General features: G+C 59.3%; 17 protein-coding genes. 6 read left to right on the forward strand and 11 right to left on the reverse strand.

The genetic code is table 11. From position 1 onward, the window contains the following. Nucleotides 1-242: 242 nt before the first annotated feature. Nucleotides 243-695 (forward strand): GNAT family N-acetyltransferase, encoded by a 453-nt coding sequence (locus ACIPL2_RS06400; protein WP_401354053.1) that lies wholly within the window; start codon nt 243-245, stop codon nt 693-695. 95 nt (nt 696-790) lie between these two features. On the opposite strand, the gene ACIPL2_RS06405 is transcribed toward ACIPL2_RS06400, so the two are convergent. The 3 genes from ACIPL2_RS06405 to ACIPL2_RS06415 all read right to left on the reverse strand — a co-directional run bounded on the left by ACIPL2_RS06405 (nt 791) and on the right by ACIPL2_RS06415 (nt 3861). Then, nucleotides 791-1087 (reverse strand): helix-turn-helix domain-containing protein, encoded by a 297-nt coding sequence (locus ACIPL2_RS06405; RefSeq protein WP_008033286.1) that lies wholly within the window; start codon nt 1085-1087, stop codon nt 791-793. A 112-nt stretch (nt 1088-1199) separates the two neighbouring features. Then, entirely contained in the window at nt 1200-1691 is a 492-nt protein-coding gene (locus ACIPL2_RS06410) for a M48 family metallopeptidase (RefSeq protein ID WP_059407487.1), read from the reverse strand. A gap of 46 nt (nt 1692-1737) precedes the next feature. Beyond that, a complete protein-coding gene (locus ACIPL2_RS06415; RefSeq protein WP_401354055.1) occupies nt 1738-3861 on the reverse strand; it encodes a putative bifunctional diguanylate cyclase/phosphodiesterase in 2124 nt (707 codons plus the stop codon). A gap of 324 nt (nt 3862-4185) precedes the next feature. On the opposite strand from ACIPL2_RS06415, the gene ACIPL2_RS06420 reads away from it, so the two are divergent. Beyond that, complete coding sequence (locus ACIPL2_RS06420) at nt 4186-4854, forward strand: polysaccharide lyase family 7 protein (protein WP_401354057.1); 669 nt, start codon at nt 4186-4188, stop codon at nt 4852-4854. A gap of 59 nt (nt 4855-4913) precedes the next feature. Here ACIPL2_RS06420 and ACIPL2_RS06425 read toward each other — a convergent pair whose 3' ends face one another. The 7 genes from ACIPL2_RS06425 to tkt all read right to left on the reverse strand — a co-directional run bounded on the left by ACIPL2_RS06425 (nt 4914) and on the right by tkt (nt 12088). Further along, nucleotides 4914-5324, reverse strand: a complete 411-nt coding sequence (locus ACIPL2_RS06425; protein WP_401354059.1) for a hypothetical protein — start codon at nt 5322-5324, stop codon at nt 4914-4916. A gap of 390 nt (nt 5325-5714) precedes the next feature. After that, nucleotides 5715-6779: a class II fructose-bisphosphate aldolase gene (fba, locus tag ACIPL2_RS06430; protein ID WP_054044249.1), complete on the reverse strand. Its 1065-nt coding sequence runs from the start codon at nt 6777-6779 to the stop codon at nt 5715-5717. A gap of 270 nt (nt 6780-7049) precedes the next feature. Then, nucleotides 7050-7382 carry an MliC family protein gene (locus ACIPL2_RS06435; protein ID WP_401354061.1) on the reverse strand — a complete coding sequence of 111 codons (333 nt, stop codon included), beginning with the start codon at nt 7380-7382 and terminating at the stop codon, nt 7050-7052. Nucleotides 7383-7438: 56 nt separating this feature from the next. Further along, a complete protein-coding gene (locus ACIPL2_RS06440) occupies nt 7439-7663 on the reverse strand; it encodes a hypothetical protein (protein ID WP_401354063.1) in 225 nt (74 codons plus the stop codon). Between the two features lie 35 nt (nt 7664-7698). After that, nucleotides 7699-8862 carry a phosphoglycerate kinase gene (locus tag ACIPL2_RS06445; protein ID WP_201148391.1) on the reverse strand — a complete coding sequence of 388 codons (1164 nt, stop codon included), beginning with the start codon at nt 8860-8862 and terminating at the stop codon, nt 7699-7701. A 12-nt stretch (nt 8863-8874) separates the two neighbouring features. After that, nucleotides 8875-9927, reverse strand: coding sequence for an erythrose-4-phosphate dehydrogenase (gene epd / locus ACIPL2_RS06450; protein ID WP_401354064.1), 1053 nt, complete (start codon nt 9925-9927; stop codon nt 8875-8877). A 163-nt stretch (nt 9928-10090) separates the two neighbouring features. Next, nucleotides 10091-12088 (reverse strand): transketolase, encoded by a 1998-nt coding sequence (tkt, locus tag ACIPL2_RS06455; RefSeq protein WP_401354066.1) that lies wholly within the window; start codon nt 12086-12088, stop codon nt 10091-10093. Between the two features lie 273 nt (nt 12089-12361). Here tkt and ACIPL2_RS06460 point away from each other — a divergent pair, with 273 nt between their 5' ends. From ACIPL2_RS06460 to ACIPL2_RS06475, 4 genes are all read left to right on the forward strand, one after another. After that, on the forward strand, nt 12362-13357 hold the full coding sequence (locus tag ACIPL2_RS06460; protein WP_401354069.1) for an ArsR/SmtB family transcription factor: 996 nt from the start codon (nt 12362-12364) through the stop codon (nt 13355-13357). Nucleotides 13358-13375: 18 nt separating this feature from the next. Beyond that, complete coding sequence (gene metK / locus ACIPL2_RS06465; protein ID WP_401354071.1) at nt 13376-14566, forward strand: methionine adenosyltransferase; 1191 nt, start codon at nt 13376-13378, stop codon at nt 14564-14566. 279 nt (nt 14567-14845) lie between these two features. Further along, nucleotides 14846-16525: an NAD-dependent DNA ligase LigB gene (ligB, locus tag ACIPL2_RS06470; protein ID WP_401354074.1), complete on the forward strand. Its 1680-nt coding sequence runs from the start codon at nt 14846-14848 to the stop codon at nt 16523-16525. Nucleotides 16526-16616: 91 nt separating this feature from the next. After that, nucleotides 16617-17009, forward strand: coding sequence for a DUF1090 domain-containing protein (locus ACIPL2_RS06475; RefSeq protein ID WP_401354076.1), 393 nt, complete (start codon nt 16617-16619; stop codon nt 17007-17009). 130 nt (nt 17010-17139) lie between these two features. Here the strand turns inward: ACIPL2_RS06475 and ACIPL2_RS06480 are convergent, their stop codons facing one another. Beyond that, on the reverse strand, nt 17140-17589 hold the full coding sequence (locus ACIPL2_RS06480; protein WP_401354079.1) for a c-type cytochrome: 450 nt from the start codon (nt 17587-17589) through the stop codon (nt 17140-17142). Between the last annotated feature and the right edge of the window lie 3 nt (nt 17590-17592).

Here is a 17592-nt window from a genome sequence, read left to right on the forward strand (position 1 = left end):
GCGGGCGGGCTGCCCGGCGTGTTTTCAGCCTAAACTCCAAGGCCCCCGAACCGGCGAAACTCCGGTCTAACCTTAGCTCATTGAAGCCACTGCAAAGCGCGTGATCGAAGATTACACAAAGAAGACAACGCCGCGAGAAATGAATGATGGCATTTTGGCCTTTGTCACAGATTTCTTTGCCATAAAGACATCGTTCGGCTGGGCGCTTAGTATCGGAGCGACGTTGTTCAAGGAATCTGAAGATGACAATCGATTGGGTCTGCAAACACCACAGCGATCTGGGCAAAGAACAGCTGTACGCCCTTCTGCAATTACGGGCCGAAGTGTTCGTCGTCGAGCAGAAATGCGTGTATCAGGACATCGATGGCCAGGATCTGGAAGGTGACACCTGCCATCTGATGGCCTGGGACGGGGATCGGCTGGTGGCCTATTTGAGGTTACTCGACCCGGAGCTGCAGGGCGGCGACGTGGTGATCGGCCGGGTGATCATTGCCCCTCCGGCACGCGGCACCGGGTTAGGGCATGAGTTGATGGCGCAGGCGCTGAAACAGGCGGAAAAGCGCTGGCCCGATGTACCGATCTATCTCTCGGCCCAGGCGCATTTGCAGGGGTATTACGGGCGGTATGGATTTGTCGTGGTGGGCGAGGAGTTTCTTGAGGATGACATTCCGCACATCGGGATGCGTCGTCCTTGAGGGCCCTTTCGCGGGCAAGCCTCGCTCCTACAGGTCAACGTGCCTTGTAGGAGCGAGGCTTGCCCGCGAAGGCGTCAGCTCAGTCACCACAGAAATCAGGGATACTCAAGCACCGCTTTGATCTGCCGCAAATTACGCTCGATCCATCCCCGATCAATCGCCCCCCACTCGCGAATCCGATAGCGCCCGGCATGATTGCGCGCGCCTTCTTCCTGCTCGAACTCGCACACAATATCCAGATCCGCCAACGCGGCGATGGTGTCCTGGGCCGTGCGCCGGGGCATGCCAGTGACGTCGGTCAACGCCGGGACGCTGCTGGCCAGCCCGCTGTCGATCAGGTACGCCACGTACAACCGACGGTAGAAGCTGCTCTTGGTCTTGCTCACGTCCATCTATGCCCCCTTTTTTAAGATCGCAGCCTCGTTGCACTCGACAGCTCCTACATTGGTCCGAGTTCTTCTGTAGGAGCTGTCGAGTGCAACGAGGCTGCGATCTTTTGATCTTCTATTGCATATCCCGCCACGTCAGGTACACCCGAAGGTCGAACTCGACCTGGTGATACCCCGGCAACATGTGCTCGCACAGCTTGTAGAACGCTTTGTTGTGATCCGACTCTTTGAAGTGCGCCAGTTCATGCACCACGATCATTTTCAGAAATTCCGACGGTGCTTCCTTGAACAGCGAGGCCACGCGGATTTCTTTCTTGGACTTGAGCTTGCCACCCTGCACACGGGAAATCGTGGTGTGCAGGCCGAGGGCGCGGTGGGTCAGGTCCAGGCGGTTGTCGAACAACACTTTGTCGATGGCCGGGGCATTGCGCAGGTATTCCTGCTTGAGGTCCAGCGCATAGGTGTACAACGCCTTGTCGCTTTGCACGCCGTGTTTTTCCGGGTAACGCTGGCTCAGGTAGTCGCCCAGCCGACCCTCGGCGATCAGCTGGCGCACCTGGTCCTGCAACGTAGCGGGATAAGCCTGGAGGTATTTCAACGCGGTCATTAGTGGCGGCAACACGAGTCACGAAAAGGTCGCCAGTGTAGCGAATTCAGCCGATCAGCGCGCTCCAGTCAAATGGACGCGCGAAGTCGCCAGTGTCCTCGGCCATCATCGGCCGTGACACCAGATATCCCTGCACATACTCACAGCCATTGGCTTGCAGCCACTGGTATTGCGCAACGGTTTCCACCCCTTCGGCAATCACCAGCATCCCGTACTGTTTGCACAGGTCAATCACATTGCGCACCAGCGCCGCATCCCGTGAAGACTCCGGCAGCCGGGCAATCAAGTGCCGATCGAACTTGAGCGTGTCCAGCTCCAGATCCCGCAGATGAGACAGCGAGCACGGCCCGGAACCGAAGTCATCCAGGGCCACGCGCACCCCGAGGTTACGCAGCAGACGCAACTGTTTGCGGGTTTCCTCAGGGTTTTGCATCAAGGCCTCTTCTGTGACCTCGACCTCCAGGTAACGCGCTTGCAAACCATGACGCTCCAGCACCTGGCGCAGCTCGGTGACCAGGTTGGGCATGCCGAATTGTGTACTGCTCAAGCTGACACCCAGCACCAAATCCTCGGCGAACAGGGTTTCCCAGGCTTTGCGCTGTTCGGCGCCGCGATGGTAAATCCAGCTGCCCAGACGACTGATCAACCGCGCCTCTTCCAGCAGTGGCAAAAACAGCCCCGGCGGTACATCGCCAACGCTCGGATGCTGCCAGCGCAACAACGCTTCGAACCCACGAATCTGCCCACCGGCAATCGCCACCTGCGGCTGATACACCAGACTGAAATCACGGTTCTCGATGGCCGTGCGCACACTGTCTTCAAGCATCAGCCGCGAGCGCGCCCGGCCGTTCATTTCGTGATCGTAGAAGCGATATTGCTGACGGCCGGCGCGCTTGGCTTCGTACATGGCGATGTCGGACGCCCGCAACAATCCGTCGAGATTGGAACCGCAATCCGGGTACGTGGCGATGCCGATGCTGGCGCCCAGGGCGATATCCAGCCCATCGATCTGCTGACAGATCGACACCCGCTCAATCAGCTTCTCGGCAATCTTGGCCGCCTGCTCGGGAAACTCCAGGTCCAGTAGCGCCGTGAACTCGTCGCCGCCGATGCGCGCCAGAATGTCGAAGGGCCGCAGGCACGCCTTCAACTGCTCGGACACCCAGCGCAGCACCCGGTCACCGGCATCGTGACCGAGGGAATCATTGACCCGTTTGAAGCCATCGAGGTCGAGGTACAGCAACACCCAGGCGCTGTCAGAGCGATCGCCGCGCAGCAGCAGGTTTTCCGCGGTCTGGTAGAACCCCCGGCGGTTGAGCAGCCCGGTCAACGGATCGGTAACGGCCTGGAACTCCAGTTGCTGGTGCAGATGGCGCACCACCGACATGTCCAGCACCGTCACCACCATCGCATGTTGTTCAGCGGGCAACGGCGCGCACGACAGGGCCACCGGCACCTGCTGGCCAGGTGCCGTCCGCAGCAAGGCGTCGTGCAAACGCAGGGTTTCACCGCGTTTGTAACCGGCTAACAGTTCAGAGTCGGCCCAGACCGGAATATGCGGCTTTTGCAGGAAATCCAGAAACTCCTTGCCTTGCAGGTCTTGCACCGTGGCATTGAGCAGCCGCGACATGGCCGGGTTGGCAAAGCGGATCAGACCGTCCTCATTGACCACCAGAATGCCTTCGGCCGCGTTATCCAGCACCGAGGCATTAAACGCGCGTGCGACCTCCAGATCGCGGCTCAGGCGCTGCAACGCACGGCGATTGCGCTGATGCTCGAGCAACGCCTGCACTTTGGGCTTGAGAATTTGCGGGTCGAACGGTTTGAACAGGTAATCCACCGCGCCACTGGCGTAGCCCTTGATCACGGCGTCCTGGGATTGCTCGTTGGCGGTGAGAAATATGATCGGCGTGAGACGGGTCCGCTGGCTGCCGCGCATCAGGCGCGCGACTTCAAAACCGTCCATGCCCGGCATCTGCACGTCCAGCAGCACCAGGTCGACATCGTGTTCGAGTAACAGGCTAAGCGCTTCGAAACCCGAGCCTGCGGTCAAGACCTGCCAGTCCTGGCGCTGCAACAACGCGCGCATGCTGGTCAGGTTTTCCGGGTAATCGTCGACAATTAACAGGATCGAGCTGCCTTCAGCTGGCGTGGGTTGCGCGCATTCCATGCTGCTTCTCTTGTTCGGGGCGGCAGGCCGGTTTCTCGTGAAAACCGGACAAATACTAACGCTCACTCTAGACCGGGTTCTGTGAAAGCAGAAGGTGTCAGTAAGCCATCATTTAACTAAAGCGTCCATTTGCCGACTAACGGTCGGTCCTACAGCCCTCTAAAACCGGGAAAGATGGCATTTCGACAGGATGTTGACGCCAGCGATCTGCCGGACGGGGATTAACAAAGACGGCTTCTGCGCTTATAAAGACCGCCCTCCAAGGCACGTGCTAGAGCTTCTGGCACGGGCGTGCAGCAAAAAAAATCGTGGAAGCTTTTGACTATGATCGATCTCGCAACCTGGAACCTGAGTGTTCCTGTCGGCAATCCGCCGTACACCGTTGACACTCCAAAACTGGTGAAAGGCTTCAAGGATCAATACTTCCACTCCGACACCGGCACCTTGTTCTTCTGGTCCCCGGTCACCGGCTCGAAAACCGAAAACGCCAAGTACCCCCGCACCGAACTTCGCGAAACCTACAGCAACGGCACCCTGCGCAACTGGCTGTACCCGGAGGCCGATAACTCCCTGCGGGCCACCCTGGCCGTGAACCAGGTCCCGAGCTCGGGCAAGATCGTCATCGGCCAGATCCACGCCTACCAAAGCCAGAAGCCTTTGGTGAAGCTCGAGTATCAATACAAAACCAGCACCTCCTCCGGCAACATCGTCGCCAAGGTGCGCATGCACCCGGATGACGGCGAAGGGCGGGTCATCACCATCGCCACCGGGGTGAAACTGGATCAACAGTTCAACTACCTCATCCACCTCAGCCCTGGCGGTGCGTTGGGGATCAGCGCGGCGGGTTACCAGTGGGACACCGACATCAGCAAGACCTGGCGCGACAAGCCGCTGTACTTCAAGGCCGGGGTGTATGTGCAGGACCACACCGGGTATACGAGCGAAGGAGGGAAAGTAACGTTCAGCAAGCTGGATATTGATCACGATAAGTGATCCCGCTGCGACCATTGCAGTGAGAGGAAAACTTCTCGCTGCAATGGCATCCCACGCGTTTAACTCACGCACATCAACATGAAACTCTTTGACGTGCCCGCCTCCTTGGCGGAATCGCCTATTAACTGAGTGATCACTTTTACGGCATGGCTTGTCGGTGTTCCGGCCAATTTGGCATGCGCAGAAACAATATCGTCGTACGAGTCCAAATCTGTAACCGATACAGAGCAGAAGCCCGGATTACGTTCAAACACCCCCGCGTTGAGCACTATTTCGTAATCAGAAAAATACCCTGCCTGTGGAATGTGTTTTACGTTTTTTATCCATTGGGGGGATTGCACCATTACCTTGCCCTGACTGTCGATCGACGCGGTAAACACTCCGTTTGCCGCATTAGCGGTAAGCGTCACGAAAAAACACATTAAAACAACAGCAGAACTTAAACGCTTAGAATCTTTACGAGAAAACATACAAACCCTCATCCATGAAAGATAAAACCGATGGCAACCTTGCCAACGCCGAATGTATTTAACGTAAAAAAAATAAACCCGTCAAAGACAAACTCTGTGAATGGAAGAATCTCTATTCAATCAGTCATTACTCCTACAGTCAGAAGACATCAACATCACTGACCATCTGCATACCCCGTTATGTCCAGCTCACTCAAACTAAATCAGTTAATAACTTCAACCTGAATGATCGTGCCTTCGGGATGTCGCGACAACTGTCAAACCTGACAGGTTTTTATATCCATTTCCTACAAGTGCGTAACAAAACATGGAGAAACGGAATATCGAACAGTCGCTCACAAAAAAACCCGCCTCTCGGCGGGTTTTTTAATGCAACCAAACACTGAAGGCTTAGTTGACCTTGGCGTTCAACTCACCTTTCAGATAACGCTGGTACATCGCCTCCAGCGAGATCGGCTTGATCTTCGAAGCGTTGCCCGCGGTACCGAAGGCTTCGTAACGTGCGATGCACACGTCGCGCATGGCAGTAACAGTGGCGCCGAAGAATTTACGTGGGTCGAATTCGCTCGGGTTGGTGGCCATCAGGCGACGCATCGCACCGGTGGACGCCAGGCGCAGGTCGGTGTCGATGTTGACCTTGCGCACGCCGTGCTTGATGCCTTCGACGATTTCTTCAACCGGTACGCCGTAGGTTTCTTTGATGTCGCCGCCATACTGGTTGATGATCGCCAGCCAGTCTTGTGGGACCGAAGACGAACCGTGCATCACCAGGTGAGTGTTCGGGATGCGCTTGTGGATTTCTTTGATGCGGTCGATCGCCAGCACGTCGCCGGTAGGCGGCTTGGTGAACTTGTACGCGCCGTGGCTGGTGCCGATGGCGATGGCCAGGGCATCGACCTGAGTGCGTTTGACGAAGTCAGCGGCTTCTTCCGGGTCGGTCAGCATTTGGCTGTGATCCAGAACGCCTTCGGCGCCGATGCCGTCTTCTTCACCGGCCATGCCGGTTTCCAGCGACCCCAGGCAGCCCAGCTCGCCTTCAACCGATACGCCGCAGGCGTGAGCCATGGCTACGGTTTGTTGGGTGACGCGGATGTTGTAGTCGTAGTCGGTCGGCGTCTTGCCGTCTTCGCCCAGGGAACCGTCCATCATGACCGAGCTGAAGCCCAGTTGAATGGAGCGCTGGCAGACGTCAGGGCTGGTGCCGTGGTCCTGGTGCATGCACACCGGGATGTGCGGGAATTCTTCGATTGCCGCCAGGATCAGGTGACGCAGGAACGGTGCACCGGCGTATTTGCGAGCACCGGCCGACGCCTGGACGATCACCGGGGAGTCAGTCTTGTCAGCGGCTTCCATGATGGCGCGCATCTGCTCAAGGTTGTTGACGTTGAAGGCTGGAACGCCGTAGCCGAACTCGGCTGCGTGGTCCAGCATCTGGCGCATGCTGATAAGTGCCATTGTGTGTGTCTCTCCCGGTTTGGGTCGTTAATCGTGCCAGCCTGCCGTAGCGGCGGCGGCTATTCAAGTTATTGCAGATCGAGGGTTGGTCCGGTCCGCTCATTCGGTGTTGCCTAAATCTGATGTACCTACACAGATCCACTGTGGGAGCGGGCTTGCTCGCGAATGCGGTTCAACATTCAGCACTGATGCAAGCTGACCCACCGCTTTCGCGAGCAAGCCCGCTCCCACATTTGGATCTGCTTCCACATTGGATCTGTGGTGTGTCAATTACTGCGCCTTACAACCGCGGCCGATCAAATCATTGGTGGCGACCCAGTACACCAGGCCTTCCTCACCTTTTATGTGAAACGCCAACATGTCGTTGCTGTACAGCGAACCTTCGGCGCCCGGCTCAAGCTTCAAGCGGTAGACCTGATCGGCCCCGCCGAGGCGCACATCGACTTCCTTACGGCTGTCGTCGGTATAGCGCCAGAGCACTTTGGCCTGGCTGTCGCAGGTCCAGGTGGTCCAGTTGTCCGTCGATTCGGCAGGCTTGAACAGGTTGAAATTCGAGCAACCCGCCAGCAGTGCCAGCGCCGTAATGGCGATAAAACCTTTCATCCGTGGTCCTCGGCTGACAGCGTACGCCGCCAGCCCTGAGTAAAGAGTCAGACCCGTCAAGGGCAGCCATGTTCCTTGGCCGGGGTCTGTGTCTCGTATTTGTCCAGGCCATCAGGCCCGGAACGCTTGTTGAGCACCGGGTTGGTTTCGGCTTGCCAGTCCGCCTGGTAGCAGCCTTTATCATCCGGCGCAGACGGCGCGGGGTCCGGCTTGGCTTTCGGGTTGCTCCCGCAAGCCGCCAGCGAAACCGCGACGATCAACAGCGCTAGGGTCCTGACCATATAAACACTCCTTTGCCTGGTCAAATAGGCGGCCCTCAGGCCTTGGCCCGGCTTTCCAGGACTTCGACGGCTGGCAGCACTTTGCCTTCGACGAATTCGAGGAACGCGCCGCCACCGGTAGAAATGTAGGAGATTTGCTCAGCAACGCCATATTTATCGATGGCTGCCAGGGTGTCACCGCCGCCGGCGATCGAGAACGCCGAGCTTTCCGCGATGGCCTGGGCCAGGACTTTGGTGCCGTTACCGAACTGGTCGAATTCGAACACGCCCACCGGGCCGTTCCACAGGATGGTCTTGGACGACTTCAACAGCTCGGCGAAATTCGCCGCGGTCTGAGGGCCGATGTCCAGGATCATGTCGTCGGCAGCCACGTCGGCGATCAGCTTGACGGTCGCGGTCGCGCTTTCAGCGAATTCCTTGGCCACCACCACGTCGACCGGCAGCGGCACGCTGACCTTGGCGGCGATGGCGCGGGCGGTGTCCAGCAGGTCCGGCTCGTACAGGGACTTGCCGACCGGGTGACCGGCAGCGGCGAGGAAGGTGTTGGCAATGCCGCCGCCGACGATCAACTGGTTGCAGATCTGGCTCAGGCTATTAAGCACGTCGAGTTTGGTCGAGACCTTGGAGCCGGCAACGATGGCCGCCATTGGCTGAGCCGGGGCGCCGAGGGCTTTGCCCAGTGCGTCGAGTTCGGCGGCCAGCAGCGGGCCAGCGGCGGCGACTTTGGCGAACTTCGCCACGCCGTGGGTCGAACCCTCGGCGCGGTGAGCGGTGCCGAAGGCGTCCATCACGAACACGTCGCACAGGGCGGCGTATTGCTGGGCCAGTTCGTCAGCGTTCTTTTTCTCGCCTTTATTGAAGCGTACGTTTTCGAACAGCACGATGTCGCCGGCCTTGACGTCAACGCCGCCCAGGTAATCGGCGACCAGCGGCACTTCGCGGCCCAGGGCCTTGCTCAGGTAGTCAGCGACTGGCTTGAGGCTGTTCTCGGCCGAGAACTCGCCTTCGGTCGGACGGCCAAGGTGCGAGCAGACCATCACGGCCGCGCCTTTTTCCAGGGCCAGCTTGATGGTCGGCAGCGAAGCCAGGATACGCGCGTCGCTGGTGACTACACCGTCCTTGACTGGGACGTTGAGGTCTTCGCGGATCAGTACACGCTTACCTTGCAGATCGAGGTCGGTCATCTTCAACACGGTCATGGGTCGCATTTCCTACTGTTTTGGAGAGGTGGCTGTTTGCAGATAGTGTTCTGCAACGTCCAGCATTCGGTTGGCAAAACCCCATTCGTTGTCGAACCAGGCCAGGATGTTCACCAGCCGCGGGCCGGAAACTCGAGTCTGACTGGCATCGACGATGGCCGAATGTGGGTCGTGATTGAAATCACAGCTTGCATGGGGGAGCTCGGTGTAAGCCAGAAGGCCTTTGAGCGGGCCGCTGGTGGCGGCCTCGCGCAGAATCCGGTTGACTTCGGTGGCGTCGGTGTCGCTGACGGTCTGCATCGTAATGTCGAGGCAAGACACGTTAACCGTCGGCACTCGTACGGCTTTGGCCTGAATTCGCCCGGCAAGTTCCGGCAACAGACGCTCGATGCCACGCGCCAGACCAGTGGACACCGGAATCACCGACTGAAACGCCGAACGCGTACGACGCAGGTCTTCGTGGTGATAGGCGTCGATCACCGGTTGGTCGTTCATCGCCGAGTGGATGGTGGTGATCGACACGTATTCCAGACCAATGGCCTGATCGAGCAGGCGCAACAGCGGCACGCCGCAGTTGGTGGTGCAGGACGCGTTGGACACCAGCAGCTCATCGCCGGTCAGGCAATCCTGGTTCACGCCGTAGACGATGGTGGCGTCGACATCCGCCTCGCTGGCCATCGGCTGGGAAAACAGTACGCGTGGCGCGCCGGCGTCGAGGAAACGCTGGCCGTCTTCACGGGTGTGGTAAGCGCCGGAGCACTCCAGCACCAGATCGACGCCCAACGACGCCCAATCGATGCCTTCGGGGGTGGCACTGCGCAGGACCTTCACGCAGTCGCCTTTAATATGCAGACAATCGCCTTCGACCTTCACTTCGCCGGGAAAACGCCCGTGAGTGGAGTCGAAGCGTGTCAGGTATTCGATGCTGGCCATGTCGGCCAGATCGTTGATCGCGACAATTTCAAACCCGGCCTTCTCGCCTCGCTCAAACAACGCACGCAAGACGCAACGACCAATCCGGCCGTAGCCGTTGAGTGCAACTTTGTAAGGACGCGGTTGAGGCATGAGGTTCTCGATTACCGTGGTGAATCCTTCAGCTTTGCGTTGAATGCACCATTGTCTTCGCGGGCAAGCCTCGCTCCTACGGGGTTACGGCGATATACCGTGTTACCTGTAGGAGCGAGGCTTGCCCGCGAAGGCGTCAGTACAAACAACGCAACTTCCGGACTTAGTCTTCCAGCAGCTCTTCAGCCTGACCCAGGATGTTTTCCAGGGTGAAGCCGAACTCTTCGAACAAGGCCGGCGCAGGCGCCGACTCGCCGTAGGTGGTCATGCCGATCACGCGGCCTTCCAGGCCCACGTACTTGTACCAGTAGTCCGCATGAGCCGCTTCGATGGCGATACGGGCACTGACCTGCAACGGCAGAACGGCTTGCTTGTAGCCGGCGTCCTGCGCATCGAACACGCTGGTGCACGGCATCGAAACCACACGCACCTTGCGACCTTGCTCGGTCAGCTTGTCGTACGCCTGAACCGCCAGGCCGACTTCCGAACCGGTGGAGATCAGGATCAGCTCAGGCTCGCCGTCGCAGTCCTTCAACACGTAACCGCCACGGGCGATGTCGGCGATTTGCAGCGCGTTGCGATCCTGGTGCTGCAGGTTCTGACGTGAGAAGATCAGCGCCGAAGGGCCGTCCTTGCGCTCCAGAGCCAGCTTCCAGCACACGGCCGATTCAACGGCATCGGCTGGGCGCCAGGTATCGAGGTTTGGCGTGCTGCGCAGGCTGGTCAGTTGCTCGATCGGCTGGTGAGTCGGGCCGTCTTCGCCCAGACCGATGGAATCGTGGGTGTAGACGAACACCACGCGCTTCTTCATCAGCGAGGCCATGCGCACGGCGTTGCGGGCGTATTCCATGAACATCAGGAAGGTCGCGCCGTAAGGCACCAGGCCGCCATGCAGGGTGACGCCGTTCATGATCGCGCTCATGCCGAACTCGCGAACGCCGTAGTACATGTAGTTGCCGCTGGCGTCTTCCGCGGTCACGCCTTTGCAACCTTTCCACAGGGTCAGGTTGGAACCGGCGAGGTCAGCGGAACCGCCCAGCAGTTCCGGCAACAGCGGGCCGTAGGCATTCAGTGCGTTCTGGCTGGCTTTACGGCTGGCGATGGTTTCGCCCTTGGCCGCGACTTCAGCAATATAAGCCGAGGCTTTTTCCGCGAAGTCAGCCGGCAGTTCGCCGCTCAGGCGACGCACCAACTCGTTGGCCAGCTCAGGGAACTCGGCGGAGTAGGCAGCGAAACGCTGATCCCATTCGGCTTCGGCCGCGCGACCGGCTTCCTTGGCGTCCCACTCGGCATAGATATCGGCCGGGATTTCAAACGGGCCGTGGTTCCATTTCAGCGCCGCGCGGGTCAGGGCGATTTCTGCGTCACCCAACGGGGCGCCGTGGCAATCTTCCTTGCCTTGCTTGTTCGGCGAACCGAAGCCGATGGTGGTCTTGCAGCAGATCAGGGTCGGCTGCTCGCTTTTGCGTGCCGTTTCGATCGCGATCTTGATTTCTTCAGGGTCGTGACCGTCAACGTTGCGGATCACTTGCCAGTTGTAGGCTTCGAAACGCTTCGGCGTGTCGTCGGTGAACCAGCCTTCGACTTCGCCGTCGATGGAGATGCCGTTGTCATCGTAGAAAGCGATCAGTTTGCCCAGGCCCAAGGTGCCGGCCAGGGAGCCGACTTCGTGGGAGATGCCTTCCATCATGCAGCCATCACCCAGGAACACGTAGGTGTGGTGGTCGACAACATTATGGCCAGGACGGTTGAACTGCGCCGCCAGGACTTTTTCAGCCAGGGCGAAACCCACGGCGTTGGCCAGGCCTTGGCCCAGTGGACCGGTGGTGGTTTCAACGCCTGGGGTGTAGCCGAATTCCGGGTGGCCCGGGGTGCGGCTGTGCAGTTGGCGGAAGTTTTTCAGGTCTTCGATAGACAGGTCGTAGCCGGTCAGGTGCAGCAGCGAGTAGATCAGCATCGAGCCGTGGCCGTTGGACAGCACGAAGCGGTCACGGTCGGCGAACGATGGATTGCTCGGGTTGTGCTTCAGGTAGTCACGCCAAAGTACTTCGGCGATATCCGCCATACCCATAGGGGCACCGGGATGGCCGCTGTTGGCTTTTTGCACGGCATCCATGCTGAGGGCACGAATGGCGTTGGCACGCTCACGACGGCTGGGCATCGCTGTTCTCCTGCGGATATTGAATCGAGAGTGAATAAAACGAATCGGAAAAAAGGCGAGCATTTTCCCTCACCCACCCGCCTCGGGGCAATGACAGATAGTCATCTGAAGGCGTTTTTCCAATGGTTAACAGCGTATTCGACGGGTGAAACCTTTCCGCTGTTGGTTTGTTGACTAAACCTAACGCCGAGAAGTGCCATCTATCGAGCAATATCAAAACTTTTTGATATTGCCCTTGCGATGCTTTCTGACCGTCACTAGACTGCTGGCCTTATGAATTTACGCGCGCCCTCGATTCGACACGACGATTGCGATGAGCTGTCGGCCCTGTGCAAGGCCGGTGGTGATCCGCTGCGCCTGAACGTCTTGCGCGCGCTGGCCAACGATTCGTTTGGCGTACTGGAACTGGCGCAAATCTTCGGCATCGGTCAGTCCGGCATGAGTCATCACCTAAAGGTATTGGCCCAGGCCGACCTGGTGGCGACGCGCCGTGAAGGCAACGCGATTTTCTACCGTCGCGCCCTGCCCCACACCGACCTGCCGGGCGGCAAGCTGCATGCGGCCCTGCTCGAAGAAGTGGACAACCTGACCCTGCCTGCCGATGTGCAGTCGCGGATCGGTCAGGTTCATGGGCAACGAGCGGCGGCCAGCCAGGATTTTTTCTCACGGGTGGCAGAGAAGTTTCGCGCCCAGCAAGACTTGATCGCCGGCTTGCCGCAATACCGCGAAAGCGTGGTGGCCTTGCTCGACAAATTGAGTTTCAGTGACGGCGCCACCGCCATTGAAGTCGGCCCCGGAGACGGCGCATTCCTGCCGGAACTGGCGCGCCGCTTCACTCAGGTGACAGCGCTGGATAACAGCCCGGCGATGCTCGAACTGGCACGCCAGGTGTGCGAGCGCGAAAGGCTGAGCAATGTCAATTTGCAACTGGCCGACGCACTGAACGGCGTCAGCCTCAAGGCCGATTGCGTTGTGCTGAACATGGTGCTGCACCATTTTGCCGCGCCAGCCGAAGCGCTCAAACACATGGCCGGCTTGCTGCAATCAGGCGGTAGCTTGCTGGTAACCGATTTATGCAGCCACAACCAGAGTTGGGCCAGGGAGGCCTGCGGTGATCTCTGGTTGGGGTTTGAACAGGACGATTTGGCCCGTTGGGCCACCGCTGCGGGACTCGTTCCCGGGGAAAGCCTCTATGTAGGCTTACGTAATGGTTTCCAGATTCAGGTCCGCCACTTTCAGCGACCGACTGGCGACACTCACCATCGGTAATTTCAGGAAAACATCGAGATGAGCGAATACTCCCTCTTCACCTCCGAGTCCGTGTCTGAAGGGCATCCGGATAAAATCGCCGACCAGATTTCCGACGCGGTGCTGGACGCAATCATTGCTGAAGACAAGTTCGCCCGCGTGGCGTGCGAGACGCTGGTGAAAACGGGTGTGGCGATCATCGCTGGCGAAGTCACCACCTCGGCTTGGGTTGACCTGGAGCAGATCGTTCGTGACGTGATCACCGACATCGGCTATACCAGTTCCGACGTCGGCTTCGACGGTGCGACCTGCGGCGTGATGAACATCATCGGCAAGCAATCCCCGGACATCAACCAGGGCGTCGACCGTGCCAAGCCTGAAGATCAGGGTGCCGGTGACCAGGGCCTGATGTTCGGCTACGCCAGCAACGAAACCGACGTGCTGATGCCCGCGCCGATCACCTTCTCTCACCAGTTGGTGCAGCGTCAGGCTGACGCGCGCAAATCCGGCTTGCTGCCGTGGCTGCGTCCGGATGCCAAGTCCCAGGTCACCTGCCGTTACGAAAATGGCAAGGTGGTTGGCATCGACGCCGTTGTCCTGTCGACCCAGCACAACCCTGAAGTGTCGTACAAAGACCTGCGCGAAGGCGTGATGGAGCTGATCGTCAAGCACGTACTGCCTGCCGAACTGCTGCACAAGGACACCCAGTTCCACATCAACCCGACTGGCCAGTTCATCATCGGCGGCCCGGTGGGCGACTGCGGCCTGACCGGTCGCAAGATCATCGTCGACACCTACGGCGGCATGGCCCGTCACGGTGGCGGTGCGTTCTCCGGTAAAGATCCATCGAAGGTTGACCGTTCGGCCGCCTACGCCGGTCGTTACGTGGCCAAGAACATCGTCGCTGCCGGCCTGGCCGAGCGTTGCGAGATTCAGGTTTCCTACGCGATCGGTGTGGCCCAGCCTACGTCGATTTCGTTGAACACCTTCGGCACCGGCAAGATCAGCGATGAGAAAATCATCAACCTGGTCCGCGAAGTGTTCGACCTGCGTCCGTACGCAATCACCACCATGCTCGACCTGCTGCACCCGATGTACCAGGAAACCGCGGCGTACGGCCACTTCGGTCGCACCCCGGAAACCAAGACCGTTGGCGACGATACGTTCACCACGTTCACCTGGGAAAAAACCGACCGCGTCGACGCTCTGCGTTCCGCTGCGGGTCTGTAAGACTTTCCCGGCGGTACCCAAAGCCCCGCACGGTTCGCCGTGCGGGGCTTTTTATTGTCTTCACTTCAGACCGCGTCGCCGCCTTCGCGAGCAAGCCCGCTCCCACATTTAATCTATAGCGCTCACAAATAATATGTTCACTGGAGATCCAGTGTGGGAGCGGGCTTGCTCGCGAAGAGGCCAGCCCTGCCACCAGAAATACCCGGAAAAACACCGACCCGTTGTGCCAACCAATACTGATCTAGCCTTCAAGCATTCTCCCGAGCAAGGACGCTCACAATGCTCCCCTCCCTGCACCTGTTTTTCGGTCTCCTGCTGACCCTTGCCTGTCTGACCGCCAACGCCACCGAATGCCCCGACTGGCCCCCTGCACGAGCGCTGAACGAAATCACCGCCCTGCAAAAACAGATCGACCTCTGGGACGACAACTATCATCGCCAGGGCCGCTCATTAGTCACCGATGAACTCTACGATCAGTCCCGCGCCCGCCTGACCGAATGGCATCAGTGTTTCAATTCAGGCCCGCTCGCAGACCCGTTGCGCACCGCGGGCGGCAAGATTCCCCACCCCATCGCCCATACCGGTCTGGAAAAACTTCGTGATGGCCGTGCCGTCGAAAACTGGCTGCGTGACCGCACCGACATCTGGGTCCAACCCAAAGTCGACGGCGTGGCGGTGACGCTGATTTACCGCAAAGGCTTACTGACTCAGGCCATCAGTCGCGGAGACGGAATGAACGGCCAGGACTGGACGGCTTCGGCGCGTCAGATCGCCGCTATCCCTCAACACCTGCCACAACCACTGGACATGCTGCTGCAAGGCGAACTCTATTGGCGCCTCTCCGAGCACATTCAAGCCAAGGCCGGCAGCCTCAATGCCCGCGCCACCGTCGCTGGCTTGATGGCACGTAAGACATTGAGCATCGAACAAGCCGAAGGGATCGGCCTGTTCGTCTGGGACTGGCCCCAAGGCCCGGCCAACCTTCCCGCCCGCGTGGCGGCGCTGGATGAACTGGGTTTCCCGAGCACCGCGCCCTACAGCCAGCCGATCAAGGCATTCGCCGAGGCGGAACGCTGGCGCGAGCACTGGTATCGCACTCCCCTGCCTTTTACCAGCGATGGCATTGTCCTGCGCCAGGATCAACGCCCGCCCGCCGAACGCTGGCAAGTAAAACCGCCTTATTGGAGCGTCGCCTGGAAATACCCGTTTGCCCAAGCGCTGACCGAGGTGCGCAAGGTTCACTTCAAGATTGGACGGACCGGGCGAATAACCCCGGTGCTGGATCTAACGCCGGTGCAACTGGATGACCGGCAGATCAAGCGCGTCAGCGTCAGCTCACTGCGGCGCTGGGAGGAATTGGACATCCGCCCCGGCGATCAGGTGTCCATCAGCCTCGCGGGCCTGACCATTCCCAGGCTGGATGGCGTCGTACTGCGCAGCGCCGAGCGCCCTGAAATGGAGTTGCCGCTGGCAGCGGACTTTCATCAGCTCAGTTGCTGGCAGCCGACACCGGGATGCGAGAGTCAATTTCTGGCGCGCCTGACCTGGCTCAGTGGCAAGCAGGGACTGGCCTTGCCCCACGTCGGCCCGGGGACCTGGGAGAAACTTCTCGAAACAGGCCGCCTGAACGGCCTGCTGGATTGGTTAACCCTCGATGCCCAAGAGCTTGCTAACATTGGCGGCTTCGGCGAGCGCAGCAGTGCTCGTCTTTTGAACAGTTTCAACAACGCCCGCCAACGCCCTTTCGCCCGCTGGCTCAAGGCCCTGGGCCTACCGCCAACCGGGCAGGCACGCCTCGCCGATTCATGGCAGGCGTTGGCGCAGCGAACCACCGAACAATGGCAGGCCGAAGCCGGTATCGGTCCGGGACGCGCGGCGCAATTGAGCGCATTTTTCCGCGACCCGCAGGTGCTGGCCTTGAGCGAAACATTACGGGTCGCAGGGATCGACGGTTTTTAGCCAACGGCGATGCCCGCCACCCCGGGAACCCACGAGTGCCGCGGGGCTCAAACACCCCATCGCCACGATCGCTTTTTCACATGGAGCTTTTATGAAATTTCTACCGCTCGCCTTGTTGACGCTTTGCAGCGTGATGGCCGCTCCACTGATGGCCGGCGAAGAAGCGCCGGGGCTGACCGGCTGCGCCGCCAAGAAACAGGGCATCATCAACCAGATCGAACTGGCCAAATCCCACGGTAACGCCGATCAACAGGCCGGCCTGGAAACCGCACTCAGCGAAGTCACCGCCCACTGCACCGACGCCTCCCTGAAGAAAGAACGGGAAAACAAGGTGCTCGATGCCAAGCACGAAGTGAGCACGCGTCAGGCTGATCTCGACAAGGCGATGAAAAAAGGCGACCCGGAGAAGATCAACAAGCGCAAAGACAAACTCGCCGAATCCCGCAAGGAATTGCAGGACGCGCTGGATGAGTTGGACAAGTAAGTAGAGGTGAAAACCAGGGATCTTTGGTAGTGCCAAATCAGCCTTCGCGAGCAAGCCCGCTCCCACAGGGGAATGCGGTCAACTGTGGGAGCGGGCTTGCTCGCGAAGACGTCAGCCAGAGCACCATGAATCAATGATCCCGAAACTCTTTATGGCACGCGCTGCACGCATCTTCGACCTTCTGCACCGCCGGGCCCAGGTTACTGGCCTTGTAGGGTTGAACCTTGCTGGCTACCACCAATTCACCGGTGGCGGTTTCAAGGGTGCGAGCCATTTCCTGGAAGCGTTCCTGCTTCTGCCAGACATCGCTCTTGGCGCTGGTGTGATCTTCTTCGCGCACCTGCGGAAAATGTTTCCACGGCTCACGGGACAGCGCATCGAGCTTCACCGCGCCGTCCGCGAATTTCGGACCGTCGAACGGAATGCGGCCACGCAACATGCCGCCCAGGTCTTCACCGGTCTTGAGCATTTGCTTGAAAATCGCCTTGCGCTGGCCCAGCGGAGAGTTGGGATCGACACCACCGCAGGCGGACAAGGTCAGACAGGCCAGCAATACAACAGAAAGTCTTTTAAGAGTCATGGT

Source organism: Pseudomonas sp. NPDC086251 (genome assembly GCF_044746405.1).
Taxonomy (GTDB): Bacteria; Pseudomonadota; Gammaproteobacteria; order Pseudomonadales; family Pseudomonadaceae; genus Aquipseudomonas.